Consider the following 19,725-nt stretch of genomic DNA (forward strand, 5'->3'; position numbering starts at 1 on the left):
GGTCTGCTTTCCTTCAAACCCTGGTGGGAACCGTACAGATTGGCCGAAATCAGCCACTGCACGTCATTTTGGGCTCGCGCTATAGGCGCGCTTGCCGCAAGTCTCAAGCGCCTCTAGACGGGAAATCGCGGGTCGTCCAATGCGTATCGCGCAAGACCTGTGAAACCTAATCGAAGGACCACCTCCCCGCATGACGGAAGAAGAGATCATCGGCGAGCTGCGCGGCTGCGATGCGCTGCTGGAAGGGCACTTCCGCCTCAGCTCGGGCCGCCACTCGGCCCACTACCTCCAGTGCGCGCTGGTGCTGATGGATGCGGAACGCGCGGGCCGCATGGCCTTTGCGCTCAGCCAGAAGATCCCGCGCGAGGTTCGCAGCCAGATCGATGTGGTCGTCAGCCCGGCGATGGGCGGGCTCATCATCGGCCATGAGATGGGCCGTGCGCTGGGGAAAAACGCAATGTTCCTCGAACGGCCCGAGGGCACGTTCGAACTGCGCCGGGGATTCGCTCTGAAAAAGGGCGCCAGGGTGCTGATGGTGGAAGATGTGGTCACCACCGGCAAATCGAGCATGGAAGCGATCGACGCGGTCGCGCGTGAAGGCGGCGAGGTGATCGCCGAGGCATCCCTGGTCGATCGCTCGTCCGGCACCGTCGATCTCGGCGTGCCGTTCTTCCCGCTGATCCAGCTGTCTTTCCCCACCTTTGCGGAAGACGAGATTCCGGCGGAGCTCAAGGCTATCCCCGTGACCAAGCCGGGGAGCCGGAAGGCTTGACGCAAAGACTGCGCCTCGGCGTCAACATCGATCACGTCGCGACGATCCGTAACGCGCGCGGCGGCGACCATCCCGATCCTGTGCGCGCGGCGGAAATCGTCGCGGCGGTCGGCGGCGATGGAATCACCGCGCATCTGCGCGAAGATCGCCGCCATATCCGCGACGACGACCTGAAGCGCATCCAGGACGCGACCGACCTGCCGCTCAATCTCGAAATGGCGGCGACCGAGGAAATGCTGAAGATCGCGCTGCGCCACCAGCCGCACGCCGCCTGCATCGTTCCCGAGAAGCGCGAGGAACGCACGACCGAAGGCGGGCTCGACGCGGCGGGGCTGCACAACCAGCTCGCGCCGATCGTCACCCAGCTTAAGGACGCCGGCATTCGCGTCTCGCTGTTCATCGAAGCCAATCCGTCGCAGCTCGAAGCGGCGATGCGTCTGGGCGCGCCCGTGGTAGAGTTCCACACCGGCGAATATGCGCATGCCCACGAGCGTGGAGATGGCGAACAGCGCGCGGTGGAGCTGAAGAGGATTGCGGACATGGCGGCGCTGGCGACGAAGAACGGGATCGAACCCCATGCGGGCCACGGGCTGACCTTCGAGAACGTCCAGCCGATCGCCGCGATTCCCCAACTCGCCGAGCTCAACATCGGGCATTATTTGGTGGGAGAAGCGATCTTTACCGGCCTCGAACCCGCGATCCGCCGCATGCGCGATTTGATGGACGAAGCACGGTGAGCGAGTCGGCGCAATTCACGAGGGCGCAGCACTTCTGGCTCATTGCCGGGGCTATCCCCTTCCTCCTGAGCATATTGCTGCTCGGCATTTCGCTCAATTCCGGCGCGCTTACCATGTTCGCTTTCGGGTGGCCGCTGCTGCAGGTCTTTGGCTACACGATGACCCTGCGCATGGCGAAGGGCGATCCCTCGCACGATCTCGTCAAGGTGCAGGTCATCCTGCACTATATTGCGCTGGCCCTGCTGCTGGCCCTGGTGGTGCGCGCTCTATGATCATCGGTCTCGGCTCAGACCTGTGCAATATCGAGCGCATTCAGAACTCGCTCGACCGTTTCGGCGAGCGGTTCGAGAACCGCGTGTTCACCGATAAGGAGCGCGCGAAAGCTCGTAAACGCCCGTTCACCATCGCGGGCACCTACGCCAAGCGGTTTGCGGCGAAGGAGGCGTTCTCGAAGGCCGTGGGCACGGGCTTCCGGCGCGGCGTCTTCATGAAGGACATCGGCGTTACCAATTTACCTTCTGGCGCGCCCACTCTCGAAGTGGCACACGGGGCGGCCAAGGCGCTTGCGCAAATCACGCCGCCGGGCCATGTGGCCCGCGTTCACCTTACCCTCACCGACGATCACCCATGGGCCCAGGCCTTCGTGATTATCGAGGCTTTCCCCGAATGAGCAATGTTACCGGCATGAGCGACACCGACACCGCAAAGAAGGACGGCGATAAGGACAACGTCAACTGGTTCGCCGAACTGCGCGGGCTGTTGCTGATGCTGCTGGCCGTGCTGGCGTTTCACAGCTTCGTCGCGAAGCCGTTCTACATCCCCTCGACCAGCATGATGCCCAATCTGCTGGTGGGCGACCGGCTGATCGTGAGCAAGTATCCTTACGGCTATTCGTGGGCGTCGATCACCTTCCACCTGCTGCCGCGCGGCGAATGGCGGATCTTCGGCGGCACGCCCGAGTATGGCGATATCGTGATCCCGGTCCATCCGCAGCGCAGCGAAGATTACATCAAGCGCGTGGTCGCCCTGCCGGGAGACCGGATCGCGGTGCGCGACGGGCAGATCATCCTCAATGGCGTGCCGGTGAAGCAGGAGGTCGAGTCCGACATGCTGCTGCCCTACGATCTCAACACCCCGTGCACCGAGCCTGAGTTCGAGGTCGTGACGGGGCCCGACGGCACGCAGAAGTGCAAGGTGCCGGTGATGCGCGAGACGATGCCCAACGGCGTCAGCTATTCGATCATCGAAGCCCTGCCCGACCAGCCGCTGGACAATTACGACGAGATCCTAGTGCCCGAAGACGCGGTGTTCGTGATGGGCGACAACCGCGATTATTCGGCCGACAGCCGCGCCAGCGTGGCGCGTCAGGGCCTCGGCGGTCCCGTGCCGCTCGCCAATATCGGCGGCCGTGCAGAATTCATCACCTTCTCGCTCGACGGGACGGCAAGCTGGAACCCGTTCACCTGGTTCGGTGCGATGCGCGGCGACCGTGCCTTCACCACCCTGCGCCCGACCCGGACCGATGTCGTGTCCGAGGCCGAGACCGAGACCGAGTGATCTGATTGACGATGACGGGGAGCGGGATGGCTTCGGAAGAAAACGCGGCAACGCCCGCCACGGTTGATGCGAACACGCCCCTCGGTTCGGCCGAAATGGACGAATGGGGCGGCGCAAGCCCGGCTTACATCTCCAACCCCCGGCTGCGGCACGAGGTCAGCAAGGCGCTGATCTGGGTCGGCGTGATCGGCACGGTCGCTCTCGCGGTGTATATCTCGCAGGCGCTGCTGGTGATCTTCGCCGCGCTGGTCTTCGCCTCGCTGATCGACGGCGGCTCGCGGCTGCTTGGGCGCTATCTGCCCCTCGGTCGCAATCTACGGATCGCCATCGTGCTGCTCGGCGCGGTCGGCTTCCTCGTCTGGCTCGGTTATTTCGCCGGGTCGCAGATTACCGCTCAGGCCGCGACCCTGCCCGAAATCGTCGAGAACCAGCTCGACCGGCTGATCCAGCTTGCCCGCGATAACGGCATGGCGGTGTCGCTGTCGGACGCGCAATCCATGCTCGACCAGGTGCTCAGCGGCGTCGGCACCGTCACCCGCGCAATCGGCGGGATCGCGGGCGCGGTCGGCACCACGGTCATTATCCTCGTCATCGGGATCTATATCGCGATCGAGCCCAACCTGTACGAGCGCGGCGTCGAATGGATGGCTCCGCGCAACGGCCGCAGCGAGCTTCGCAAGACGCTGGCGGAAATGGCGCACACGATGCGGCGGCTGATGGCCGGACGGGTTGTGGGCATGGTCTTCGAAGGCTTCTTCACGTGGGTCGCGCTCGAATTGTTCGGCGTGCCGATGGCCGCATTGCTCGGCATCCTGACCGGCCTGCTCGCCTTCATTCCCAATCTCGGCGCGCTCATTTCCGGCATCCTGATGGCGATCGTCGGCTTCTCGGTGGGGGTCGAGACCGGCATCGCCGCGATCGTCGTCTATTTCGTGGTCCAGACCTTCGACGGCTACGTCGTCATCCCCATGATCGCGCGCAAGACGGTGGACCTGCCGCCCGCGCTGGTGCTTGGCGCGCAGCTGGTCATGGGCATCTTGTTCGGCATCATCGGCCTGCTGCTCGCCGATCCGCTGCTCGCCATGCTCAAGGTCGCGCTGGTCCGCCGGTCCGAGGTGAACGATGCGGCGCAGGCCGCTGCTGGCGCCGAAGAGCAGGCCAGGGTCGGCGTTCCGCCTGCCGAACTGACACCACCCGAACTTTCTCAAGGAGCCTGAGATGGTCCGCGCCTTTCTCTACTTCATCGTTACGATGATCGTGCTCGTCATAATCGGGCTGTTCGCCCTCAACTACTGGTCCGACAAGGCGACCGAGCTTGCCTTCGTGCCCAATACCGAGTTCGTCGAGCAGGAAGCGCTGGCCGACAACGCCTATAGCGATCCGGACATGTGGTATTCGCGCCCCGGCATCGGCACGAACGATCCCTCGCGCTATCAACCCGCGATCGCCGAAACGCAGAACCCGCTGCCGCGCAGCGAGAGCGAAGGCACGTTGGTGGAGCAGGCCAGCAAGGCCGGATCGCGCCGGATGACTGTCGAAGAGCAGGAAGAAGCGCCGCCCTTCGCGGTCTTCTTCGTCCATCCGACCAGCTACATTCCGACCAATGTCGACCGCGATATCCAGTGGAATGCGAGCCTGGGCGACGAGGATACCGAGGCGCGATCGGACCTGTTCCTGCGCGGGCTAGCCAGCCCCTTCAACCGGGCGGCCGAGATCTGGGCACCCAAGTACCGCCAGGCCGCCGTGGGCGCCTTCATCACCGACAAGCCCGAGGCCGAACAGGCGATCGACGCCGCCTATCGCGACGTGGCGCAGTCGTTCGACTACTTCCTCGAAAGCGTCGACAAGGATCGCCCGATCGTGCTCGCCGGGCACAGCCAGGGCTCGCTCCACCTGCTGCGGCTGTTGCGCGAGCGGGTGAAGGGCCGCCCCGAGCTCGAGAATCGCATTGCTGCCGTCTACGCCGTCGGCTGGCCGATCTCGATGGACCGCGACCTGCCGGTTCTGCCGCTGCCGGGCTGCGAGCGCCCCAATCAGTCGGGCTGTATCCTCAGCTGGGCGAGCTTTGCCGATGATGGCGACCCCACCCAACTGCTCAGCCGGTTCAAGGAAAGCGCCGGATTCGACGGGCAGCCGCGCGGCGACGGCGCGATTCTGTGCGTCAACCCGATCACCGGCTTCCAGAACAGCGCCGCCCCGGCGGACGACAACAAGGGCACGCTGGTGCCCGACGAAAGCCTCGCCTCGGGTCAACTGGTTGCGGGCGCGGTCGGTGCGCGGTGCGACGAACAGGGCATCCTGCGCATCGGCGATCCGCCCGAAATGGGCTCCGCCGTGCTGCCGGGGCAGAATTATCACGTCTACGACATCCCGCTGTTCTGGCGGAACGTGCAGGAAGACGTCGTGACGCGCGTGCGCGAATGGGCGGCGGAGAACTCGTAGGGGAAAGTGCCGCCGGCCTGGCCGAAGCGCTGCCCGACGGGGGGGCGCTCATCGGGCTGGACTTGGGCACCAAGACCATCGGCATCGCTGTATGCGACGCGGGCTGGCGCTTCGCCACCGCGCTGAAGACGCTGCCGCGCGGCAAGTTCGGGCGCGACCGGGACGAATTGCGCAAAATCATGGAAGGGCGCGGCGTGCGCGGGCTGGTGATCGGCCTGCCACGCAACATGGACGGCAGCAAGGGTCCCCGCGCGCAGGCGAGCCGCGCCTATGCCCGCAATCTGGCCGAAGCCTTCGGGCTGCCGGTGCTGCTGTGGGACGAGCGCTGGTCCACCAAGAGCGCCGACGACGCGATGATCGGGCTGGATGTCAGCCGCCGCAAGCGCGCGGAGCGGATCGATGCCGAAGCGGCAGCGATCATCCTTCAGGCGGCGATCGACGCGGCAACGGGCTCGCCTCTTCTCTGAGCTTTACGAGCCGCTCATCCCGAGCGAATCTGCCGGGATAGCTCGGACGCCACCCGCCGCATCGCCGCGCTCGGATGGTGCCGCGCGAAATCGCACGTCAGCGAGCGCGCATTCTCGTTCCCCAGTGCGACTCCTGCGCGCAAGATTACCTCGTTCGCGCTCGGGTTGAGTACGCCCGCGATCCGTTTGCCATCTGTATCGAACCGGTATTGGTCGAGCCATCCCTGCGCCGGGAAGGCGGCGCAGATGTTGAGCGAGACCGAGAGGCTTTGCGGCGGATGCTGGCAATGCACGTCGCGGTGCGCGCGGTAGTGCAGCACCCGGCCTTCGCCGAGCGCCGAGCGTTCGACGAAGCGCAGGTCGACTGGCTCGCCCACATCTCCTCGAACCGACACGTAGTCGTATTCCCAATAGTCGCTGACATAGCCCGGCCCGAAATATCCGACCGTTAGAAAGTCGAAATTGTGATCGTGCGGCAGACCGTAGACGAAGCTCGCCGCGCCGCTTGCCCGATAAGCGGGATCGCCGCGTGCGGGCCAGAGATTGGCCCTGATGAAATAGCCGTTGCGCGGGCCCGCCAGCATCAGCGCCTGCGGGCCGTAGGCGGTTGCAGCCCCGCTCATCGTCCCGGTCATCGCGCCAGCGAGCTGATCGATCAGCATATCGCCGAGGAACGTGCGGTTGGCAGCCAGCCCCGCCAGCGCTTCGGCCGCATTGTGGAGCGATGTCTCGTCGCCAGCGTCGAAACCCATTGCGTCGATCCGCGCGACGCATTCTGCGAGGCTTAGTGGGGTCCGTGCCAATGGTTTCAGCTCACGAGGCATGAGTTTCCACCATGTTGGCAAGCTGTGGATAAGTTGTGCAAAGCTGCCTCTGTAGAGCACCCGCCTGGCAGGCAAGCGGATCGACCTCACGCCCGGCAATTTCGCGTAAGGCCGCGAATCCAGTCGCCGTCTCGAGCGCGAGCGCGATGCGCAGCGCCTGCCAGCGCGCACCCTCGCCCGCTTTTCCACAGGCACCCCGCGCATAGCGCGCCAGCACCGGTGCGGCATCAACTCGCCCCATCGCCCCGAGCAGCGCCGCCGCCAGTTCGGCGCGGCCTTCCGCCGGGCTGGCCGAGGCCCGATGGACGATCCGCCCGCTCGCAATTTCGACCTCGCGGGTCGTCTGCGGATCTACCGGATCGCGGGAGACTCGCAGCACCACGAGCGGCGTATCCAGCGCGATAACCGCACGCGAATGGCGCACATCGCAGGCGAGCGTTGTTCCCGGCGAGAGCGCAAGGGGGCGGGCGATCGGCGCGACGCGACCGTCGAAACGATACGCCATGCCCGCGCCCTCTCCGGCCAGCACGACCTCGCGGCGCTCGCAGTCGGTGAAGGTGATCGTGACCGGGCGCATCGCAGCGCGCGGTTCGATCAGCAACAGCGCCAGCGTTACCCGGCCCGTGCGGTGCAAATGGATTACGCCGGTTCCGTTCGTATAGCTGTGGCGGAAAGGAAGCTGCGCCAAAGGCGCAGCACGCCACGCCCGGACCATGTCCGCAATCCAGCCCTGCACGAACCCGGGGGCGCACCGCCCGGCCATCAACTCCGCGAGCGCGGCGCATTCGGGCAGGGCCGCGCCTTCGGCATAGGCTTCGCAATCGGCGAGGATGCGCGCCACATCTTCGCAGGCCTGCCAGCCATCACGTGAGGCCAACACGCGATCCTGCGCCTCGGCCTGGGCCACTCCGTCCGCCGCAAGGGCCCTCAACGCAGGATCGACATGCATGGCCGCGCTTCAGAAGCCGAGCAGAGTGTCGGGGGGATAGGTATCGTAGAGATAGACCATCAGGTAGATGATCCGATCATCGGCAGCCGCATTGGCAAGGTCGGACAGGCTGCCGACCAGCCCCGGCGCATCTGTGAGGTCTGGCAGGATGTCGAGCGCAAGCTTGGGCAAATTCATCGCAGAGGTCTCCTTTGGTGAACGACGCGGTCGTGGTGCCGCGCCCCCGTAAGGGTTCCCCAGCAGGCACTCTCGCGCGAATTAAAACATTGTCATCGCGCGCCCCGCCCCTCAGTTAGCGGGGCATGGAGAAAGACCCGTCATCCTCCCCCGCCCCCTCCTCTGCGTCGCATCGCGACCCTGCCGCCGTGTTCGACCCCAAGGCCGCGTCCCCCTTCCTTTTTGCGGGCGGTCATCCGGGCTGGCTGGGCCTCGCCTATCGCGACCATGGCGAGAACTGGACCGAACTGACGCTGCCCTGGCGCGAGGATCTGGTGGGCGACGATTTCCGTCGCGTCATTGCCTCAGGGCCGATCTTCTCGATGCTCGACATGGGCGGCGGGATGGCGATCTGGACGCATGCGAAGCGTTTCGTGCCAGTGGCCACGCTGGATATGCGGGTCGACTACCAGCGCCCGGCAGGCGAGCGGGCCGACGTGATCGGCCGCTGCGAATGCTATCGCACCACGCGTTCCGCCGCGTTCGTGCGCGGGATCGCGCATGATGGCGATCCGGACGATCCGGTGGCGACGATGGCCGCGGTCTACATGACGATCGGTGGTGGAGGATCGAAGAATGGCTGACGAACCGCACCCCGATCTGCTGTCCAACTACGCCCGCTCCCTGGGTATCGAGGTCGCCGACTTCGAAGATGGCGTGCCGGTCCTGTCCGTGTCGGGAATCGACGCGATCGAAGGCCGGCCCGGCCATTTCCACGGCGGCGCGACCAGCGGACTGCTGGAAACTGCAGGCTACGCCGCGCTGCGCGTCGCGCTGAACGAAAGCGATCGAGAGGCGCAGCTCAAGCCGATCAACATTACCGTCCAGTTTCTTGCCGCAGCGAAAAAGGCGCCGCTCTTCGCCAAGGCGCGGATCACGAAGCTGGGTCGCCGCAGCGCCAACGTGACCGTCGAGACATGGCAGGAAGAGCGCGATCGTCCGCGTGCGAGCGCGGTGATGAACGTGATGATCCAGCGCAGCGAGAGCGCCAGCGCCAACGCCTGAGCGCGCCCGGTTCGCTTCTTCAGTCGGCCGTAGCGACCTCGTCCTCGCGGACCGGTGCCAGCTCGGGCGCGGTGCGCGGCGCATCCGGCGGCACATCGAGCGGCGGGGCCTCACGAGTCGTCACGCCGCTTTCATCGACCGTGATTTCCGCGCCTTCTTCCTCGACCGGATCGGGAATGTCGCTCGCATTCGGCACGTCGAGCGGCTGGATCGGGCCCGACGGGCTCTGGCGACGGCGGACCGGTCCCGCGTCGGCATTGCCCTGCGCGCGCAGCATGAAGACCTTCCAGATGCGTGCGGGCAACCCGCCGCCGCTGATCCCGTCGAGCGGGGAGTTGTCGTCATTGCCGACCCATACGCCCACCACCAGATCGCCCGCATAGCCCACGAACAGCGCATCGCGGTTGTTCTGCGTGGTGCCGGTCTTGCCGAAATTGAGGCCCGGCAGCTGGGCTGCCCGCCCCGTCCCGTTATTGATTGCGCTGCGCAGCAAACGCTCGATGTCGCGATGGTTCGAGCTCGACATGCTGCGCGGCGCGTTGAACAGGCGATCCCACAAACCCACCGTTTCTGCCCGGAAAGCGGTAGGCCGCACCGGATAGGAATTGCCCGCAATGCCCGCATAGGCGGCGGTCAGTTCCATCAGCGACATCCCCGCCGTGCCCAGCGCCACGCTGGGATCGCCGGGCGTAATCGGGCTGGTAATTCCCAGGTCGCGGGCAAGGTCGATCACCCGCTCGCTGCCCACCTCGTTGAACATGCGCACCGCCGCCACGTTGCTGGACCGGGCAAAGGCCTCTTCCAGCGTGAGGAAAGCGGAATAGCGATCATCGTAGTTTTCGGGCCGATAGCTGCCTTCGGTAAAGCGCCGGTTGCTCACCGGATCTTCGGGCCCGAAGCCTTCCTGCAAGGCGGCAAGGTAGACGATCGTCTTGAAGGTGGAACCCGGTTGACGGCGGGCCTGCGTCACCCGGTTGAAGGCGCTTTCCGAATAATCCTTGCCGCCGATCATGGCGACGACCTCTCCGTTGGGCCGCATCGCGACGAGCGCCGCCTGCGCATCGCCGAGTGGCGCGTTTGCGATCACCTCGCGCGCGATGCTCTGGAGCCGCGCGTCGAGCGTGGTGGTGTGCGCCTGCAGGGCATAGCCCGGAGCGGCCCGGTCGCGCGCCTCGGGCAGCGCCCAGTCCGCGAAGTATGTGCCGGTGGGCAGATCGTTGACCAGCCGCATGTCGAGCTTCGGCGGGCGCATCGCCTCGGCCGCGTCCTCCCCCAGGTAGCCTGCCGAAACGAGGCTCGCCTTCACCGCCTCCATCCGGCGCGCCGCCCGGTCGTAATGCTTGGAGGGCGCATAGGCCGATGGCGCCTGCAGCAACCCTGCCAGCATCGCGGCCTGGTTCGGCTCCAGCCGTTCGGGCTGGCGGTAGAAATAGTGCAGGCTCGCTGCGCGCAGGCCGTAGGTGTTGTCACCGAAATAGGCGTTGGAGAGGTAGCGTTCGAGGATCTCGTCCTTGGTCAGCCAGGTTTCGAGCCAGAAGGCGATCAGCATCTCGCGGCCCTTGCGCGAAAGCGACTGTTCGGGCGTCAGGAAGGTGAACTTGGCCAGCTGCTGGGTGATCGTGCTGCCGCCCTGCGTGGCCCCGCCCGACCAGTTGTTGATCGTCGCACGCGCCAGCCCGCGCGGATCGACACCCCAGTGGCTGTAGAAACGGCGATCCTCGGTCGCGAGGAAGGCCTCTACTACATGGTCGGGCAGCTGGTCGATATCGACCGGCTCGTCATACACCGCGCCGTTGCGTGCGATCGGCGTGCCGTCGGCTGCGAGCAACGTGATCTGGGGCGGAGCGATCGGTTCGAGCGACTTGGAAAGCGGCGCGGTGATCGCCAGCCAGATGACAAGCAGAAAGAGGACGAACAGCATCGCGGCAGCGATCCTGACCGCCCAATAGCGGACGCCATGAGCGGTCAAGATTTCCCAGGCCAGATCCCATAGCGACGGGCCATCGCGGCGACGCTCGGCGAAATCGTCGTCGTCCTCGTCGTCCCAGGGGTCGTCGATCATGCTTTCGGACAGGCTGTAATAGCCGGAGTGCCCGGTACTACCGGCTCCTTTGCGGCTCATGCGCGGCTTGCCCTTGTATCCCCACATGCATGCCTAAATACCGAAAGCACGTTAACCATACCAGCCGATCTTGGTCAGGCGTCAGCAATCTGCCGGAATCGGCTGCGCGGGACGCCGCAAGAATGGCTCTGTCCGGCTCTCTCGCGCGGCCGCCTAGCCAGCCTGCCCGACCACGCTCTCGGGCAGGTCCTTGCCGAACACGCGCTGGTAATATTCCGCCACCAGCATCCGCTCCGCCTCGTCGCACTTGTTGAGGAAGGTAACGCGGAAGGCGAAGCCGATATCCTTGAAGATCGCGGTGTTCTGCGCCCAGCTGATTACGGTACGCGGGCTCATCACGGTCGAGATATCGCCGTTCATGAAGCCCTGGCGCGAAAGGTCTGCCACCTTGACCATGTCGGCGATGGTCGCCTTGTCGACCTCGGGCACCTTGGCGGTGACGATTTCGTTTTCGGTCTCGGCGGGCAGGTAGTTGAGGCCGACAACCACGTTCCAGCGGTCCATCTGGCCCTGGTTGATCTGCTGCGTACCGTGGTAGAGCCCGCTGGTATCGCCCAGCCCGACCGTGTTCGAGGTCGCGAACAGGCGGAAGCCGGGGTTGGGGCGGATCACGCGGTTCTGATCGAGCAGGGTCAGCTTGCCCTGCGCTTCGAGCACGCGCTGGATCACGAACATCACGTCGGGGCGGCCCGCATCATATTCGTCGAACACTAGCGCGACCGGGTGCTGCAGCGCCCACGGCAGCAGGCCTTCGCGAAATTCGGTCACCTGCAGGCCATCGCGCAACACGATGGCGTCGCGACCGACGAGGTCGATCCGGCTGATATGCGCATCGAGATTGATCCGCACCGTCGGCCAGTTCAGGCGCGCGGCGACCTGTTCGATATGGGTCGACTTGCCGGTTCCGTGATAGCCCTGCACCATCACCCGCCGGTTGAAGGCGAATCCGGCGAGAATCGCGAGCGTCGTGTCCGGATCGAACACGTAGCTGTCGTCGCGGTCGGGCACGCGGTCGTCCGCCTTGCTGAAGGCGGGCACTTCCCAGTCGATATCCACGCCGAAGGTCTCGCGCACGTTCACCTTGGTGTCGGGCGCACCCAGAATGGTGGTGTCGGAGGGCTGAAATGTCTTGTCGTCGCTCATCGCTCGCGGACGTAGAGAGGTTGCGCGCCCCTCGCAAGCGGGCTTTGGCCCGCATTCCCAAACGCTGCGGGCGCGCTATATCCTCTGGCGATGGCGCACCCCGATCCTTTCGATCCCGTTCGCAACGCAATTCTGCGGCAGGTTCGGGCCGCCTTCAATCAGGGCAAGGTGCCGACCGACCGGACCCCGCCGTCCGACGAGGCGCTGTTTGCCAAGGATTCGCCGATCCGCATGGTTCATGCCGATGTGCTGGGGATGATGATCGGCGGGATCCGGGGGCTGTTCCTCCAGATGCTCCACCCGCCAGCACTGCAGGGCGTGCTCGATTTTTCGAATTTCCGAAGGGATGCCGAGGGGCGTTTTCACCGCACCGCGCAGTTCATTTCGGTCACCACCTTCGGGCATCGCGAGCGTGCACAAGAGGCGATCGAGCGGGTCAACACGATCCACAAACGCATCGAGGGGACACTCCCCGACGGCAAGCCCTACTCTGCCACGGACCCGCGCACGCTGGCCTGGGTCCATATCGCCGAGGCGACCAGCTTCCTCGAAGGATACCTGCGCCACGCCCGGCCCGACATGCCCTTGGCCGAGCAGGACGAGTATTATGCGCAGATGGCGGTCATCGGGCGCGCGCTCCATGCCGATCCGGTGCCCACAAGTGTCGCGGAAGCGAAAGCGATACTGCGCGAATTCCGTCCCGAGCTGACCACATCGAAACAAGCGCGCGAGATCGCGCAGTTCGTCCTCGCGATCCGACCGCGCGGTTTCCCTGCTCCGCTACAACAGGCAATCGGGGCGGAAGCGGTGATGCTGCTCCCGCCGTTCGCGCGTTCGATGTTGGGACTGAACCGCCCCGGCCTCGCCGCCCTGCCCGCCCGCGCGACCACCTGGGGCCTTGGCAAGACGCTGCGCTGGGCGATGCGGCAATAGCGCGAAACGCGGCTTGGCATGGCCATGATGGCGGGCCATTACGCGGACTCCAATTGCTTCAGGATCTGTCGCGCCATGACCTATGTAAGCGGGTTTCTCAGCCCGGTCCCGACCGACAACAAGGCGAAGTACGCCGAGCACGCCCGCAAGGCCTGGCCTTTGTTCGAGGAATATGGCGCGCTCTCGATGATGGAGGCATGGGGCGACGATGTGCCGGAGGGCAAGCACACCGATTTCCGCAAGGCGGTGGCGCTGGAGGACGGCGAGACGGTCGTCCTCAGCTGGCTGATCTGGCCGGACAAGGAAACCGCCGCCAAATGCATGGCCAGCATGGAAACCGACGCTCGCTGGCAGGAGCTGATGGACATGCCCTTCGATGGCAAGCGCATGGTGTTCGGCGATTTCGAACCGATCTTCGAAGGCAGGGCCTGAGCGATGGCGGAGTATTCCTTCTACACCAACCCGATGAGCCGCGGCCAGATCGCGCGCTGGGCACTGCACGAGGCAGGTGCGGATTACGAACAGGTGCTGGTCGATTACGGGCCCGACCAGCCCGAGGCCTTCGTGAAGGCCAACCCGATGCGCAAGTTCCCCACGCTGGTCCACCATCACATGAGCGAGAACGGGGGCACGCATGACCATGTCGTCACCGAAGCGGCGGCAATCTGTCACTACCTTGCGGAGATGCATCCCGGCGCGGATTTGCTTCCGGGCGCGCATGAAAAGGCGGATTATTTCCGCTACTTCTTCTTCGCCGCAGGCCCGGTCGAGCAGGCCGTGATCACCAATACCATGGGCTGGAGCACGCAGGACCCGCAAAAGCAGGTAATGCTCGGTTTCGGCAGTTACGACCGCTTGGTCGATACGCTCGAGCAAATGCTGACGGGCCGCGACTATGTGTGCGGCGACCGCTTCACGATGGCGGACGTCTACGTCGGCAGCCATGCGATCTGGGGCATCGATTTCGACACGCTGCCGAAGCATGATGCGTTCATCACTTACGCAGAACGCCTCAAGAAGCGCCCCGCCTATATCGAAGCGAGGAAAATCGACGCAGACCTGAGTGCAGAAAGCGCGTCGGCGCCCGGTTGATCGCGCCGCGCGCTAGGCGACAGCCGCGCTTTTCCTGAGCAACTGATACGCCTCGACCACCCGGCCCAGCCGCGCTTCGTGGGTGCGGTCGCCCCCGTTGCGGTCGGGGTGGTAGCGGCGGACGAGTTCGGAATAGCGCTGGCGGAGGCGCTTGCGGTCGGTCTTCGCGCCCAGCCCCAGAACTTCCAGTGCCTGCGCCTCTTCCTTCGTGAAGCGCCCGTCCATCGCCATTTCGGCCTCGCGCTGCGCGCGGCTCTTTATGCCGCTCGCGCGGGCCGAAATCGCATCGAGCGGATCGTTGTAGTCGCCCCAGCGCGGCATACCATCGACCCCTCCGGTCGCGCGGAACGCAGGCGTCTCGGTCTGCCACCCCGCGGCCGGAGACTGCGCGCGCAGGATCTCGTCCGCGCTCATTCCGTCGAACCAGTCGTAGCCCGCGTTGAATTCGCGTATATGCTGGAGGCAGAACCAGCGCCACTGGCCCGGTCCGTCGAACGAGTTACCATAGGCTCCGGGCGCGCGGAATTCGCCGGGCTCTTCGCAGGTGGGGTGGGAACAAAGTCTGCCGTTCGCTTCGTGGCGTCCATGGAACCGGGTCTGGCGCATAGCGCTTTAGGATGGGCAGCGCAGAGCAAAATTGCAAAGGGATCGAACGACAAAATGGCACAATCCGTAGCCGATGAGATGGAGCAGCGCTTGCGCGAGGCATTTTCGCCGACGCAGCTCGATATCGTGAACGACAGTGCGAAGCATCGCGGCCACGTGGGCGACGACGGCACCGGTGAATCGCATTTCACGATCCTGATCGAGGCCCCCGCCTTCACCGACAAATCGCGCCTCGAACGCCAGCGGATGGTCAATGGCGCGCTGGGCGACATTCCGGGTGAGCGGGTTCACGCGCTGGCGATCAAGGCCACCGCGCCGGCCACGCCAGGCTGAGCGCGATGGCATATGATCTTTGGTACTGGCCGGGCGCCCCCGGCCGTGGCGAATTCGTGCGCGTCGCGTTCGAGGCGGCGGGTATCGACTATGTCGACCGCGTGCGCGAAGAGGGCGTGCAGGCGCTGGTGGACGATATGGAGCGGCGCAGCGGTATCCGCCCCTTCGCCCCGCCCTATATCGCGCATGGCGACATCTGCATCGCGCAGGTCGCGCATATCGTGACCTGGCTGGCAGATCGGCACGGCTTTGGCGCCGAGGAAGAGCGCGGTAATCTGGAGCTGATCATGCTCCAGCTCACCATCACGGATATCACGGCCGAGGCGCACGACGTCCATCATCCGATCGCCGATGCGCTCTATTACGAGGACCAGAAAGACGCCGCGAAGCGCGTGGCTGAGGATTTTCGCGAGAAGCGGATGCCGAAGTTCTTCCGCTACTTCGAGGATGCGCTGTGCGCCACCGAAGGGCCGTTCGTCCTTGGCGAGAAATGGTCGCACGTCGACACGTCGCTGTTCCAGCTCGTCGAAGGGCTGCGTTACGCTTTCCCGCAGCGAATGAAGGCCATCGAAGGCGACTATCCGAAGCTGATCGCGTGCCGCGACGCGGTGGCGCAGCTCGACGGGATCAAGGCTTATCTTGCGTCGGATCGCCGAATGGCGTTCAACGAGGATGGCATTTTCCGCCATTATCCGGAGCTCGACGCAGCATGATTTCTGGCCCCATCGAGACGACGATCACGCCGACCAACCACGACCTCGGGGACTTCGAGGTCCGCCGCGCGCTGCCTTCGCGCCAGCGCCGCATGGTCGGCCCCTTCATCTTCGTCGACGAGTTCGGGCCGGCGCGCCTGCCACCCGGGGGCGGGATGGATGTGCGCCCGCATCCGCACATCAACCTCGCCACGGTCACCTGGCTGTTCGCGGGCGAGAATGCCGGCGCGATCGAACATCGCGACAGTCTGGGGACCTTCTCTACCATCCGGCCCGGCACGGTGAACCTGATGACTGCGGGCAGCGGGATCGTCCATTCCGAACGCTCGCCCGCCGACGAGCGCAAGGGCGGTGCCGGCATGTTCGGCATGCAGACCTGGCTGGCCCTGCCCGACGGCAAGGAAGAGATAGACCCCGCCTTCGAAGCGATCGACGGTCTGCCGGTGGTGGAGGATGGCGGCGCGCGCGCGACGATCATCATGGGCGACCTATGGGGCGAACGCGCGGCGACCACGACCTATGCCGAAACGATCTATGCCGAAATCGTGCTTGCGCCCGGCGGACAGATGCCGATCGAGTCACCCGCCGACGAGCGCGCGCTGATGGTGGTCGAGGGGGAGGCCACGCTCGATGGCGAAGAGCTGCCCCGCTATGCGCTGATCGTCGTCAAACCCGGCGATTGCCCAGCGCTGCGCTCCGAGAAGGGCGCGCGGGTCATGCTGCTCGGCGGAGAGAGCTTTGCGACCAAGCGCTACGTCTGGTGGAATTTCGTCAGCTCGGATCGCGACCGGATCGAGCAGGCGAAGGAAGACTGGACGCAGGGCCGCTTCGCCAAAGTGCCGGGCGATGACGAGGAATGGATTCCGCTGCCCGACGAGCCCAAGACGGTGACCTATCCCTGAGGCATCCTACGCAGGAGTGGGCATGACAGAACAATTCGCAGGCAAGGTCGTCTGGATCACCGGCGCGTCGTCGGGCATCGGCGCGGCGCTGGCGCGCGCGTGGGCCGACGCCGGGGCGCATGTCGTTCTGTCGGGTCGCGACGAGGCGCGTCTGGCGCACGTGGCGAAGGACTGCGCCACCGATACGCTGATTCTGCCCTACGACGTGCGCGAGGAAGCCGCGATGCGCGCCGCGTGCGAACAGGCGATCGGCTGGAAGCAGGGCGTCGACATCATGGCCAACAATGCCGGCATTTCCCAGCGCAGCCGCGCGACCGAGACCGCGATGGAGGTCTATCGCAACATCATCGATATCGACCTGACGGCGCAGATCGCAGCGACGCAGGCCATGCTGCCGCACTTCACCACGCGCGGCAGCGGGCATCTGGTGTTCGTATCGTCCGTGGCGGGCAAGATCGGCATTCCGCTACGCACCGCCTATTGCGCCGCGAAACATGGTCTGGTCGGCTATGCCGACGCGCTGCGCGCCGAGCTCTCGCAATCGGGCGTATCGGTGCACGTGGTGTGCCCCGGATCGGTCGCCACCGATGTCAGCCGTAACGCGCTGACCGCCGATGGCAGCGCGCGGGGGCGCAGCGACAGCGTGATCGACAACGGCATGCCGCCCGAAGAGGCCGCACGGCGCATCCTCGATGGCGTGGAAAGCGGCGAGCGCGAGATCATCGTCGCACGCGGCGGCGAGAGCAGCTGGGGCGAACAGCGCCGCACGCCCGACGCGCTGTTCGACCAGGTCGCGCAGATGGTCGCCAACGGATACATGGACAAGATCGAGTCGGAGGGATGAGAATGGACCAGACGCGCGTAAAGCTGCCCAACGGGATCGAGCTGGATGTGGTCGACCAGGGGCCGAAGGACGCGCCGGTGCTGATCTTCCTCCACGGTTTTCCCGAAAGCCACCGGACCTGGCGCCATCAGATCGCCCATTTGTCGGACCGTTTCCGCTGCATCGCGCCCGACCAGCGCGGCTATCGCGGGTCGTCCAAGCCGCAGGAGGTCGAGGCCTATACCCCTGACAAGCTGATCGGCGACATCTTCCTGCTCGCGGCCGAGCTGGGTGTGCAGGAGTTCACGATCGTCGGCCACGACTGGGGCGGCGCGATCGCATGGGGTGTCGCGTTGATGGGCCAAAAGGGCACGGGCACAGGCCGCGTCAATCGCTGCATCATCGCCAATGCGCCCCACCCCGCGATCTTCCAGAAGCTGCTCTACCTCGATCGCCACCAGCGCGAATCGAGCCAGTACATGCGCGGCTTCCGCGACGCCGCGAACGACGATCTGGTGCGCGAAACGGGCCTCGTCGGCATCCTGATGCAGGAAGTGAAGTGGGACCGCGCTTCCGCAATGGAGGACGAGGAACGCGCGAAGCTGCTGGAAGAATGGCAGGACCGCGATGCCGCCTTCGGCATGCTCAACTGGTATCGCGCGAGCCCCGTGGTGGTCCCGCCGATGGATGCGCCTTTTGAACTGCCCGAAGGCTACACGCCCCCCGCCCTGCCCAAGCTTGCGATCCCGACGCTGGTGATCTGGGCGATGGACGACGTCGCGCTCCCGCCCGAGAATATCGAGGGACTGGACGAAGTAATCGACGATCTGAAGGTCGAGCAGGTCCACGGCTGCGGCCACTTCGTGCCGTGGGAAGCGCCCGAGAAGGTCAACGCCGCGATGGACGCGTTTCTGGAGCGGACGGCCCAGGACAGCGCCTAGATTGGCGAGTTAACCCTCCCAGTCGACCCACGTGCCGTGCGGGTGCGCAACGCCAAGCCGCTGCCACTCCTTTCCGCCGCCTTCGTTACCCGCCCAATAGCGCACGGTAAGCTCATGCCGGTGGGTATCGCGGTTCGCCTCGAGCGAAATCCAGGCGATGGGTGACTCCTCGGTCGCGGCTGCGCCTGCCTTCTCGATTGCCTCGGTGATCTTTTCGCGCTGAGCTTCGGGCACGTATTGCCACACGACCGAGTGCATGATGACCCGTGTGACACCCGGTTCGGCAGGCTGTGCGAGAACACGCTCGACGAAGACATCGGCAGTCTCGCGCGTGATCTCCGGTGGCATCCTGTCGGCCGCCGCAATGGCCGCATCCATTCTCGCGAACCGCTCGGTAAATTCTGGCCAGATATAGGCCTTCAGCCGCAGCGCCTGCGCCGGATCGGTCAGGTCGACAGGTTTCACGTCGCACCCCTGCGCTGCCACGATTTCGTACTCGGTATCGGGCGGCGGGGAGCCGCGCCATTCAGGCACCAGCCGCATCTGTGCGCCCTTCGGCCCGGCGGTCACTCCGCCCAGATCGAAGAAATAGCGGCGCAGCATCAGGTTGATCCCCGCGCTCGATCCGATTTCGTTGAGCGCGAATTTCGCGGACAGGCCTTTGTCCGCCAGCCACAGCATCGCCGCTGCATAGGCCCAGCTGCGCCCGGCCTCGTTGGTCTGCGGCGGCCCGTCGAGCCATGGCATCAGGAACGCCTCGTGCCGCTCGATCGCATCGGCGACCAGTTCCGCGGGGTTGCTGACCCGCTGCTCCAGATAGATCGCCGAAAGCGACGGGTCTTCGTCGGCCAGGTGCAGCGCGTGCAACCCGCCTGCGAGGCGCAGCGGAAGCGCATCGGCCAGTGGCGGCCCCGCCCACTTGCGCACCCGCCGCATCACCGCGCCGCCGCGCTCGGTCTCGAGCAGATCGTAGAGGGCCTGGCAGATCGTGGCGGTCACCGGGGCGCCATTGTCGCGGCAATAGGCGACCTGGTTCGCAAAAGCCCGCTGCACCGCCTCGAACCCCTTTGCCTGCGGATCCACCGTTTCGTATTTCAGCTCTTTGTCGGCCATGCTGCCTCGCGCAATTGCCCTTTCGCCACGCTCGT

The 19,725-nt window shown here is 65.5% G+C and carries 25 protein-coding genes; 18 read left to right on the forward strand and 7 right to left on the reverse strand.

Features of this window, described 5'->3' with window-relative positions:
• Positions 1–190: 190 nt before the first annotated feature.
• From pyrE to ruvX, 8 genes are read left to right on the forward strand one after another with little or no spacing between them, the layout of a single operon-like run.
• A complete protein-coding gene (gene pyrE / locus AAG612_RS04430; protein WP_342507606.1) occupies positions 191–772 on the forward strand; it encodes an orotate phosphoribosyltransferase in 582 nt (193 codons plus the stop codon).
• Complete coding sequence (locus AAG612_RS04435) at positions 769–1,509, forward strand: pyridoxine 5'-phosphate synthase (RefSeq protein ID WP_342507609.1); 741 nt, start codon at positions 769–771, stop codon at positions 1,507–1,509. Before pyrE ends, AAG612_RS04435 begins: the two co-directional genes overlap by 4 nt.
• Positions 1,506–1,781, forward strand: a complete 276-nt coding sequence (locus tag AAG612_RS04440) for a pyridoxal phosphate biosynthetic protein (protein ID WP_342507610.1) — start codon at positions 1,506–1,508, stop codon at positions 1,779–1,781. Before AAG612_RS04435 ends, AAG612_RS04440 begins: the two co-directional genes overlap by 4 nt.
• The gene (acpS, locus tag AAG612_RS04445) at positions 1,778–2,179 is read left to right on the forward strand and encodes a holo-ACP synthase (protein ID WP_342507613.1); all 402 of its coding nucleotides are present in this window, start codon (positions 1,778–1,780) and stop codon (positions 2,177–2,179) included. The genes AAG612_RS04440 and acpS overlap by 4 nt, the downstream gene beginning before the upstream one ends.
• Complete coding sequence (gene lepB / locus AAG612_RS04450) at positions 2,176–3,066, forward strand: signal peptidase I (RefSeq protein ID WP_342507614.1); 891 nt, start codon at positions 2,176–2,178, stop codon at positions 3,064–3,066. Before acpS ends, lepB begins: the two co-directional genes overlap by 4 nt.
• A gap of 26 nt (positions 3,067–3,092) precedes the next feature.
• On the forward strand, positions 3,093–4,283 hold the full coding sequence (locus AAG612_RS04455) for an AI-2E family transporter (protein WP_342507616.1): 1,191 nt from the start codon (positions 3,093–3,095) through the stop codon (positions 4,281–4,283).
• Between the two features lies 1 nt (position 4,284).
• Entirely contained in the window at positions 4,285–5,508 is a 1,224-nt protein-coding gene (locus tag AAG612_RS04460) for a DUF3089 domain-containing protein (RefSeq protein ID WP_342507618.1), read from the forward strand.
• Positions 5,487–5,975, forward strand: a complete 489-nt coding sequence (gene ruvX, locus AAG612_RS04465) for a Holliday junction resolvase RuvX (protein WP_342507621.1) — start codon at positions 5,487–5,489, stop codon at positions 5,973–5,975. Before AAG612_RS04460 ends, ruvX begins: the two co-directional genes overlap by 22 nt.
• A 14-nt stretch (positions 5,976–5,989) precedes the next feature.
• On the opposite strand, the gene AAG612_RS04470 is transcribed toward ruvX, so the two are convergent.
• The 3 genes from AAG612_RS04470 to AAG612_RS04480 all read right to left on the reverse strand — a co-directional run bounded on the left by AAG612_RS04470 (position 5,990) and on the right by AAG612_RS04480 (position 7,925).
• Positions 5,990–6,727 carry a transposase gene (locus AAG612_RS04470; protein ID WP_342507623.1) on the reverse strand — a complete coding sequence of 246 codons (738 nt, stop codon included), beginning with the start codon at positions 6,725–6,727 and terminating at the stop codon, positions 5,990–5,992.
• A 61-nt stretch (positions 6,728–6,788) separates the two neighbouring features.
• Positions 6,789–7,748, reverse strand: a complete 960-nt coding sequence (locus AAG612_RS04475) for a hypothetical protein (RefSeq protein WP_342507625.1) — start codon at positions 7,746–7,748, stop codon at positions 6,789–6,791.
• 9 nt (positions 7,749–7,757) lie between these two features.
• The gene (locus AAG612_RS04480) at positions 7,758–7,925 is read right to left on the reverse strand and encodes a hypothetical protein (protein WP_342507628.1); all 168 of its coding nucleotides are present in this window, start codon (positions 7,923–7,925) and stop codon (positions 7,758–7,760) included.
• A gap of 125 nt (positions 7,926–8,050) precedes the next feature.
• On the opposite strand from AAG612_RS04480, the gene AAG612_RS04485 reads away from it, so the two are divergent.
• Positions 8,051–8,548 carry a PaaI family thioesterase gene (locus AAG612_RS04485; RefSeq protein ID WP_342507630.1) on the forward strand — a complete coding sequence of 166 codons (498 nt, stop codon included), beginning with the start codon at positions 8,051–8,053 and terminating at the stop codon, positions 8,546–8,548.
• Positions 8,541–8,969, forward strand: a complete 429-nt coding sequence (locus AAG612_RS04490) for a PaaI family thioesterase (protein WP_342507632.1) — start codon at positions 8,541–8,543, stop codon at positions 8,967–8,969. Before AAG612_RS04485 ends, AAG612_RS04490 begins: the two co-directional genes overlap by 8 nt.
• A gap of 19 nt (positions 8,970–8,988) precedes the next feature.
• Here the strand turns inward: AAG612_RS04490 and AAG612_RS04495 are convergent, their stop codons facing one another.
• Together AAG612_RS04495 and cobS are read right to left on the reverse strand one after the other, a co-directional pair.
• A complete protein-coding gene (locus AAG612_RS04495) occupies positions 8,989–11,091 on the reverse strand; it encodes a transglycosylase domain-containing protein (protein ID WP_342507634.1) in 2,103 nt (700 codons plus the stop codon).
• A 153-nt stretch (positions 11,092–11,244) separates the two neighbouring features.
• Positions 11,245–12,234: a cobaltochelatase subunit CobS gene (gene cobS / locus AAG612_RS04500; protein WP_342507636.1), complete on the reverse strand. Its 990-nt coding sequence runs from the start codon at positions 12,232–12,234 to the stop codon at positions 11,245–11,247.
• A 90-nt stretch (positions 12,235–12,324) separates the two neighbouring features.
• Between cobS and AAG612_RS04505 the strand changes: the two genes are divergently transcribed.
• From AAG612_RS04505 to AAG612_RS04515, 3 genes are all read left to right on the forward strand, one after another.
• Positions 12,325–13,167: an oxygenase MpaB family protein gene (locus tag AAG612_RS04505; protein ID WP_342507638.1), complete on the forward strand. Its 843-nt coding sequence runs from the start codon at positions 12,325–12,327 to the stop codon at positions 13,165–13,167.
• A gap of 75 nt (positions 13,168–13,242) precedes the next feature.
• On the forward strand, positions 13,243–13,599 hold the full coding sequence (locus AAG612_RS04510) for a DUF1428 domain-containing protein (protein WP_342507640.1): 357 nt from the start codon (positions 13,243–13,245) through the stop codon (positions 13,597–13,599).
• Positions 13,600–13,602: 3 nt separating this feature from the next.
• Positions 13,603–14,259, forward strand: coding sequence for a glutathione S-transferase family protein (locus AAG612_RS04515; RefSeq protein ID WP_342507642.1), 657 nt, complete (start codon positions 13,603–13,605; stop codon positions 14,257–14,259).
• Positions 14,260–14,271: 12 nt separating this feature from the next.
• On the opposite strand, the gene AAG612_RS04520 is transcribed toward AAG612_RS04515, so the two are convergent.
• Positions 14,272–14,865 (reverse strand): J domain-containing protein, encoded by a 594-nt coding sequence (locus AAG612_RS04520; RefSeq protein WP_342507643.1) that lies wholly within the window; start codon positions 14,863–14,865, stop codon positions 14,272–14,274.
• A gap of 54 nt (positions 14,866–14,919) precedes the next feature.
• Here AAG612_RS04520 and AAG612_RS04525 point away from each other — a divergent pair, with 54 nt between their 5' ends.
• From AAG612_RS04525 to AAG612_RS04545, 5 genes are read left to right on the forward strand one after another with little or no spacing between them, the layout of a single operon-like run.
• Positions 14,920–15,198 (forward strand): BolA family protein, encoded by a 279-nt coding sequence (locus tag AAG612_RS04525; protein WP_342507644.1) that lies wholly within the window; start codon positions 14,920–14,922, stop codon positions 15,196–15,198.
• Between the two features lie 5 nt (positions 15,199–15,203).
• Complete coding sequence (locus tag AAG612_RS04530) at positions 15,204–15,911, forward strand: glutathione S-transferase (RefSeq protein ID WP_342507646.1); 708 nt, start codon at positions 15,204–15,206, stop codon at positions 15,909–15,911.
• Positions 15,908–16,813: a pirin family protein gene (locus AAG612_RS04535; RefSeq protein WP_342507648.1), complete on the forward strand. Its 906-nt coding sequence runs from the start codon at positions 15,908–15,910 to the stop codon at positions 16,811–16,813. The genes AAG612_RS04530 and AAG612_RS04535 overlap by 4 nt, the downstream gene beginning before the upstream one ends.
• A 22-nt stretch (positions 16,814–16,835) precedes the next feature.
• A complete protein-coding gene (locus tag AAG612_RS04540; RefSeq protein ID WP_342507650.1) occupies positions 16,836–17,657 on the forward strand; it encodes an SDR family oxidoreductase in 822 nt (273 codons plus the stop codon).
• Positions 17,654–18,577, forward strand: a complete 924-nt coding sequence (locus AAG612_RS04545; protein ID WP_342507652.1) for an alpha/beta fold hydrolase — start codon at positions 17,654–17,656, stop codon at positions 18,575–18,577. Before AAG612_RS04540 ends, AAG612_RS04545 begins: the two co-directional genes overlap by 4 nt.
• Positions 18,578–18,586: 9 nt before the next feature.
• Here AAG612_RS04545 and AAG612_RS04550 read toward each other — a convergent pair whose 3' ends face one another.
• Positions 18,587–19,690, reverse strand: a complete 1,104-nt coding sequence (locus AAG612_RS04550) for a DUF2332 domain-containing protein (RefSeq protein ID WP_342507654.1) — start codon at positions 19,688–19,690, stop codon at positions 18,587–18,589.
• Between the last annotated feature and the right edge of the window lie 35 nt (positions 19,691–19,725).

Source organism: Citromicrobium bathyomarinum (assembly GCF_038594605.1).
GTDB lineage: Bacteria > Pseudomonadota > Alphaproteobacteria > Sphingomonadales > Sphingomonadaceae > Alteriqipengyuania > Alteriqipengyuania bathyomarina_B.

Bases quoted from the DNA above. Each gene is read 5' to 3' on its own strand.
- pyrE (WP_342507606.1), top strand. From the start codon at position 191: ATGACGGAAGAAGAGATCATCGGCGAGCTGCGCGGCTGCGATGCGCTG.
- acpS (WP_342507613.1), top strand. From the start codon at position 1,778: ATGATCATCGGTCTCGGCTCAGACCTGTGCAATATCGAGCGCATTCAG.
- lepB (WP_342507614.1), top strand. From the start codon at position 2,176: ATGAGCAATGTTACCGGCATGAGCGACACCGACACCGCAAAGAAGGAC.
- AAG612_RS04455 (WP_342507616.1), top strand. From the start codon at position 3,093: ATGGCTTCGGAAGAAAACGCGGCAACGCCCGCCACGGTTGATGCGAAC.
- AAG612_RS04460 (WP_342507618.1), top strand. From the start codon at position 4,285: ATGGTCCGCGCCTTTCTCTACTTCATCGTTACGATGATCGTGCTCGTC.
- ruvX (WP_342507621.1), top strand. From the start codon at position 5,487: ATGGGCGGCGGAGAACTCGTAGGGGAAAGTGCCGCCGGCCTGGCCGAA.
- AAG612_RS04470 (WP_342507623.1), bottom strand. From the start codon at position 6,727: ATGGGTTTCGACGCTGGCGACGAGACATCGCTCCACAATGCGGCCGAA.
- AAG612_RS04475 (WP_342507625.1), bottom strand. From the start codon at position 7,748: ATGCATGTCGATCCTGCGTTGAGGGCCCTTGCGGCGGACGGAGTGGCC.
- AAG612_RS04480 (WP_342507628.1), bottom strand. From the start codon at position 7,925: ATGAATTTGCCCAAGCTTGCGCTCGACATCCTGCCAGACCTCACAGAT.
- AAG612_RS04485 (WP_342507630.1), top strand. From the start codon at position 8,051: ATGGAGAAAGACCCGTCATCCTCCCCCGCCCCCTCCTCTGCGTCGCAT.
- AAG612_RS04490 (WP_342507632.1), top strand. From the start codon at position 8,541: ATGGCTGACGAACCGCACCCCGATCTGCTGTCCAACTACGCCCGCTCC.
- AAG612_RS04495 (WP_342507634.1), bottom strand. From the start codon at position 11,091: ATGAGCCGCAAAGGAGCCGGTAGTACCGGGCACTCCGGCTATTACAGC.
- cobS (WP_342507636.1), bottom strand. From the start codon at position 12,234: ATGAGCGACGACAAGACATTTCAGCCCTCCGACACCACCATTCTGGGT.
- AAG612_RS04505 (WP_342507638.1), top strand. From the start codon at position 12,325: ATGGCGCACCCCGATCCTTTCGATCCCGTTCGCAACGCAATTCTGCGG.
- AAG612_RS04510 (WP_342507640.1), top strand. From the start codon at position 13,243: ATGACCTATGTAAGCGGGTTTCTCAGCCCGGTCCCGACCGACAACAAG.
- AAG612_RS04515 (WP_342507642.1), top strand. From the start codon at position 13,603: ATGGCGGAGTATTCCTTCTACACCAACCCGATGAGCCGCGGCCAGATC.
- AAG612_RS04520 (WP_342507643.1), bottom strand. From the start codon at position 14,865: ATGCGCCAGACCCGGTTCCATGGACGCCACGAAGCGAACGGCAGACTT.
- AAG612_RS04525 (WP_342507644.1), top strand. From the start codon at position 14,920: ATGGCACAATCCGTAGCCGATGAGATGGAGCAGCGCTTGCGCGAGGCA.
- AAG612_RS04530 (WP_342507646.1), top strand. From the start codon at position 15,204: ATGGCATATGATCTTTGGTACTGGCCGGGCGCCCCCGGCCGTGGCGAA.
- AAG612_RS04535 (WP_342507648.1), top strand. From the start codon at position 15,908: ATGATTTCTGGCCCCATCGAGACGACGATCACGCCGACCAACCACGAC.
- AAG612_RS04540 (WP_342507650.1), top strand. From the start codon at position 16,836: ATGACAGAACAATTCGCAGGCAAGGTCGTCTGGATCACCGGCGCGTCG.
- AAG612_RS04545 (WP_342507652.1), top strand. From the start codon at position 17,654: ATGAGAATGGACCAGACGCGCGTAAAGCTGCCCAACGGGATCGAGCTG.
- AAG612_RS04550 (WP_342507654.1), bottom strand. From the start codon at position 19,690: ATGGCCGACAAAGAGCTGAAATACGAAACGGTGGATCCGCAGGCAAAG.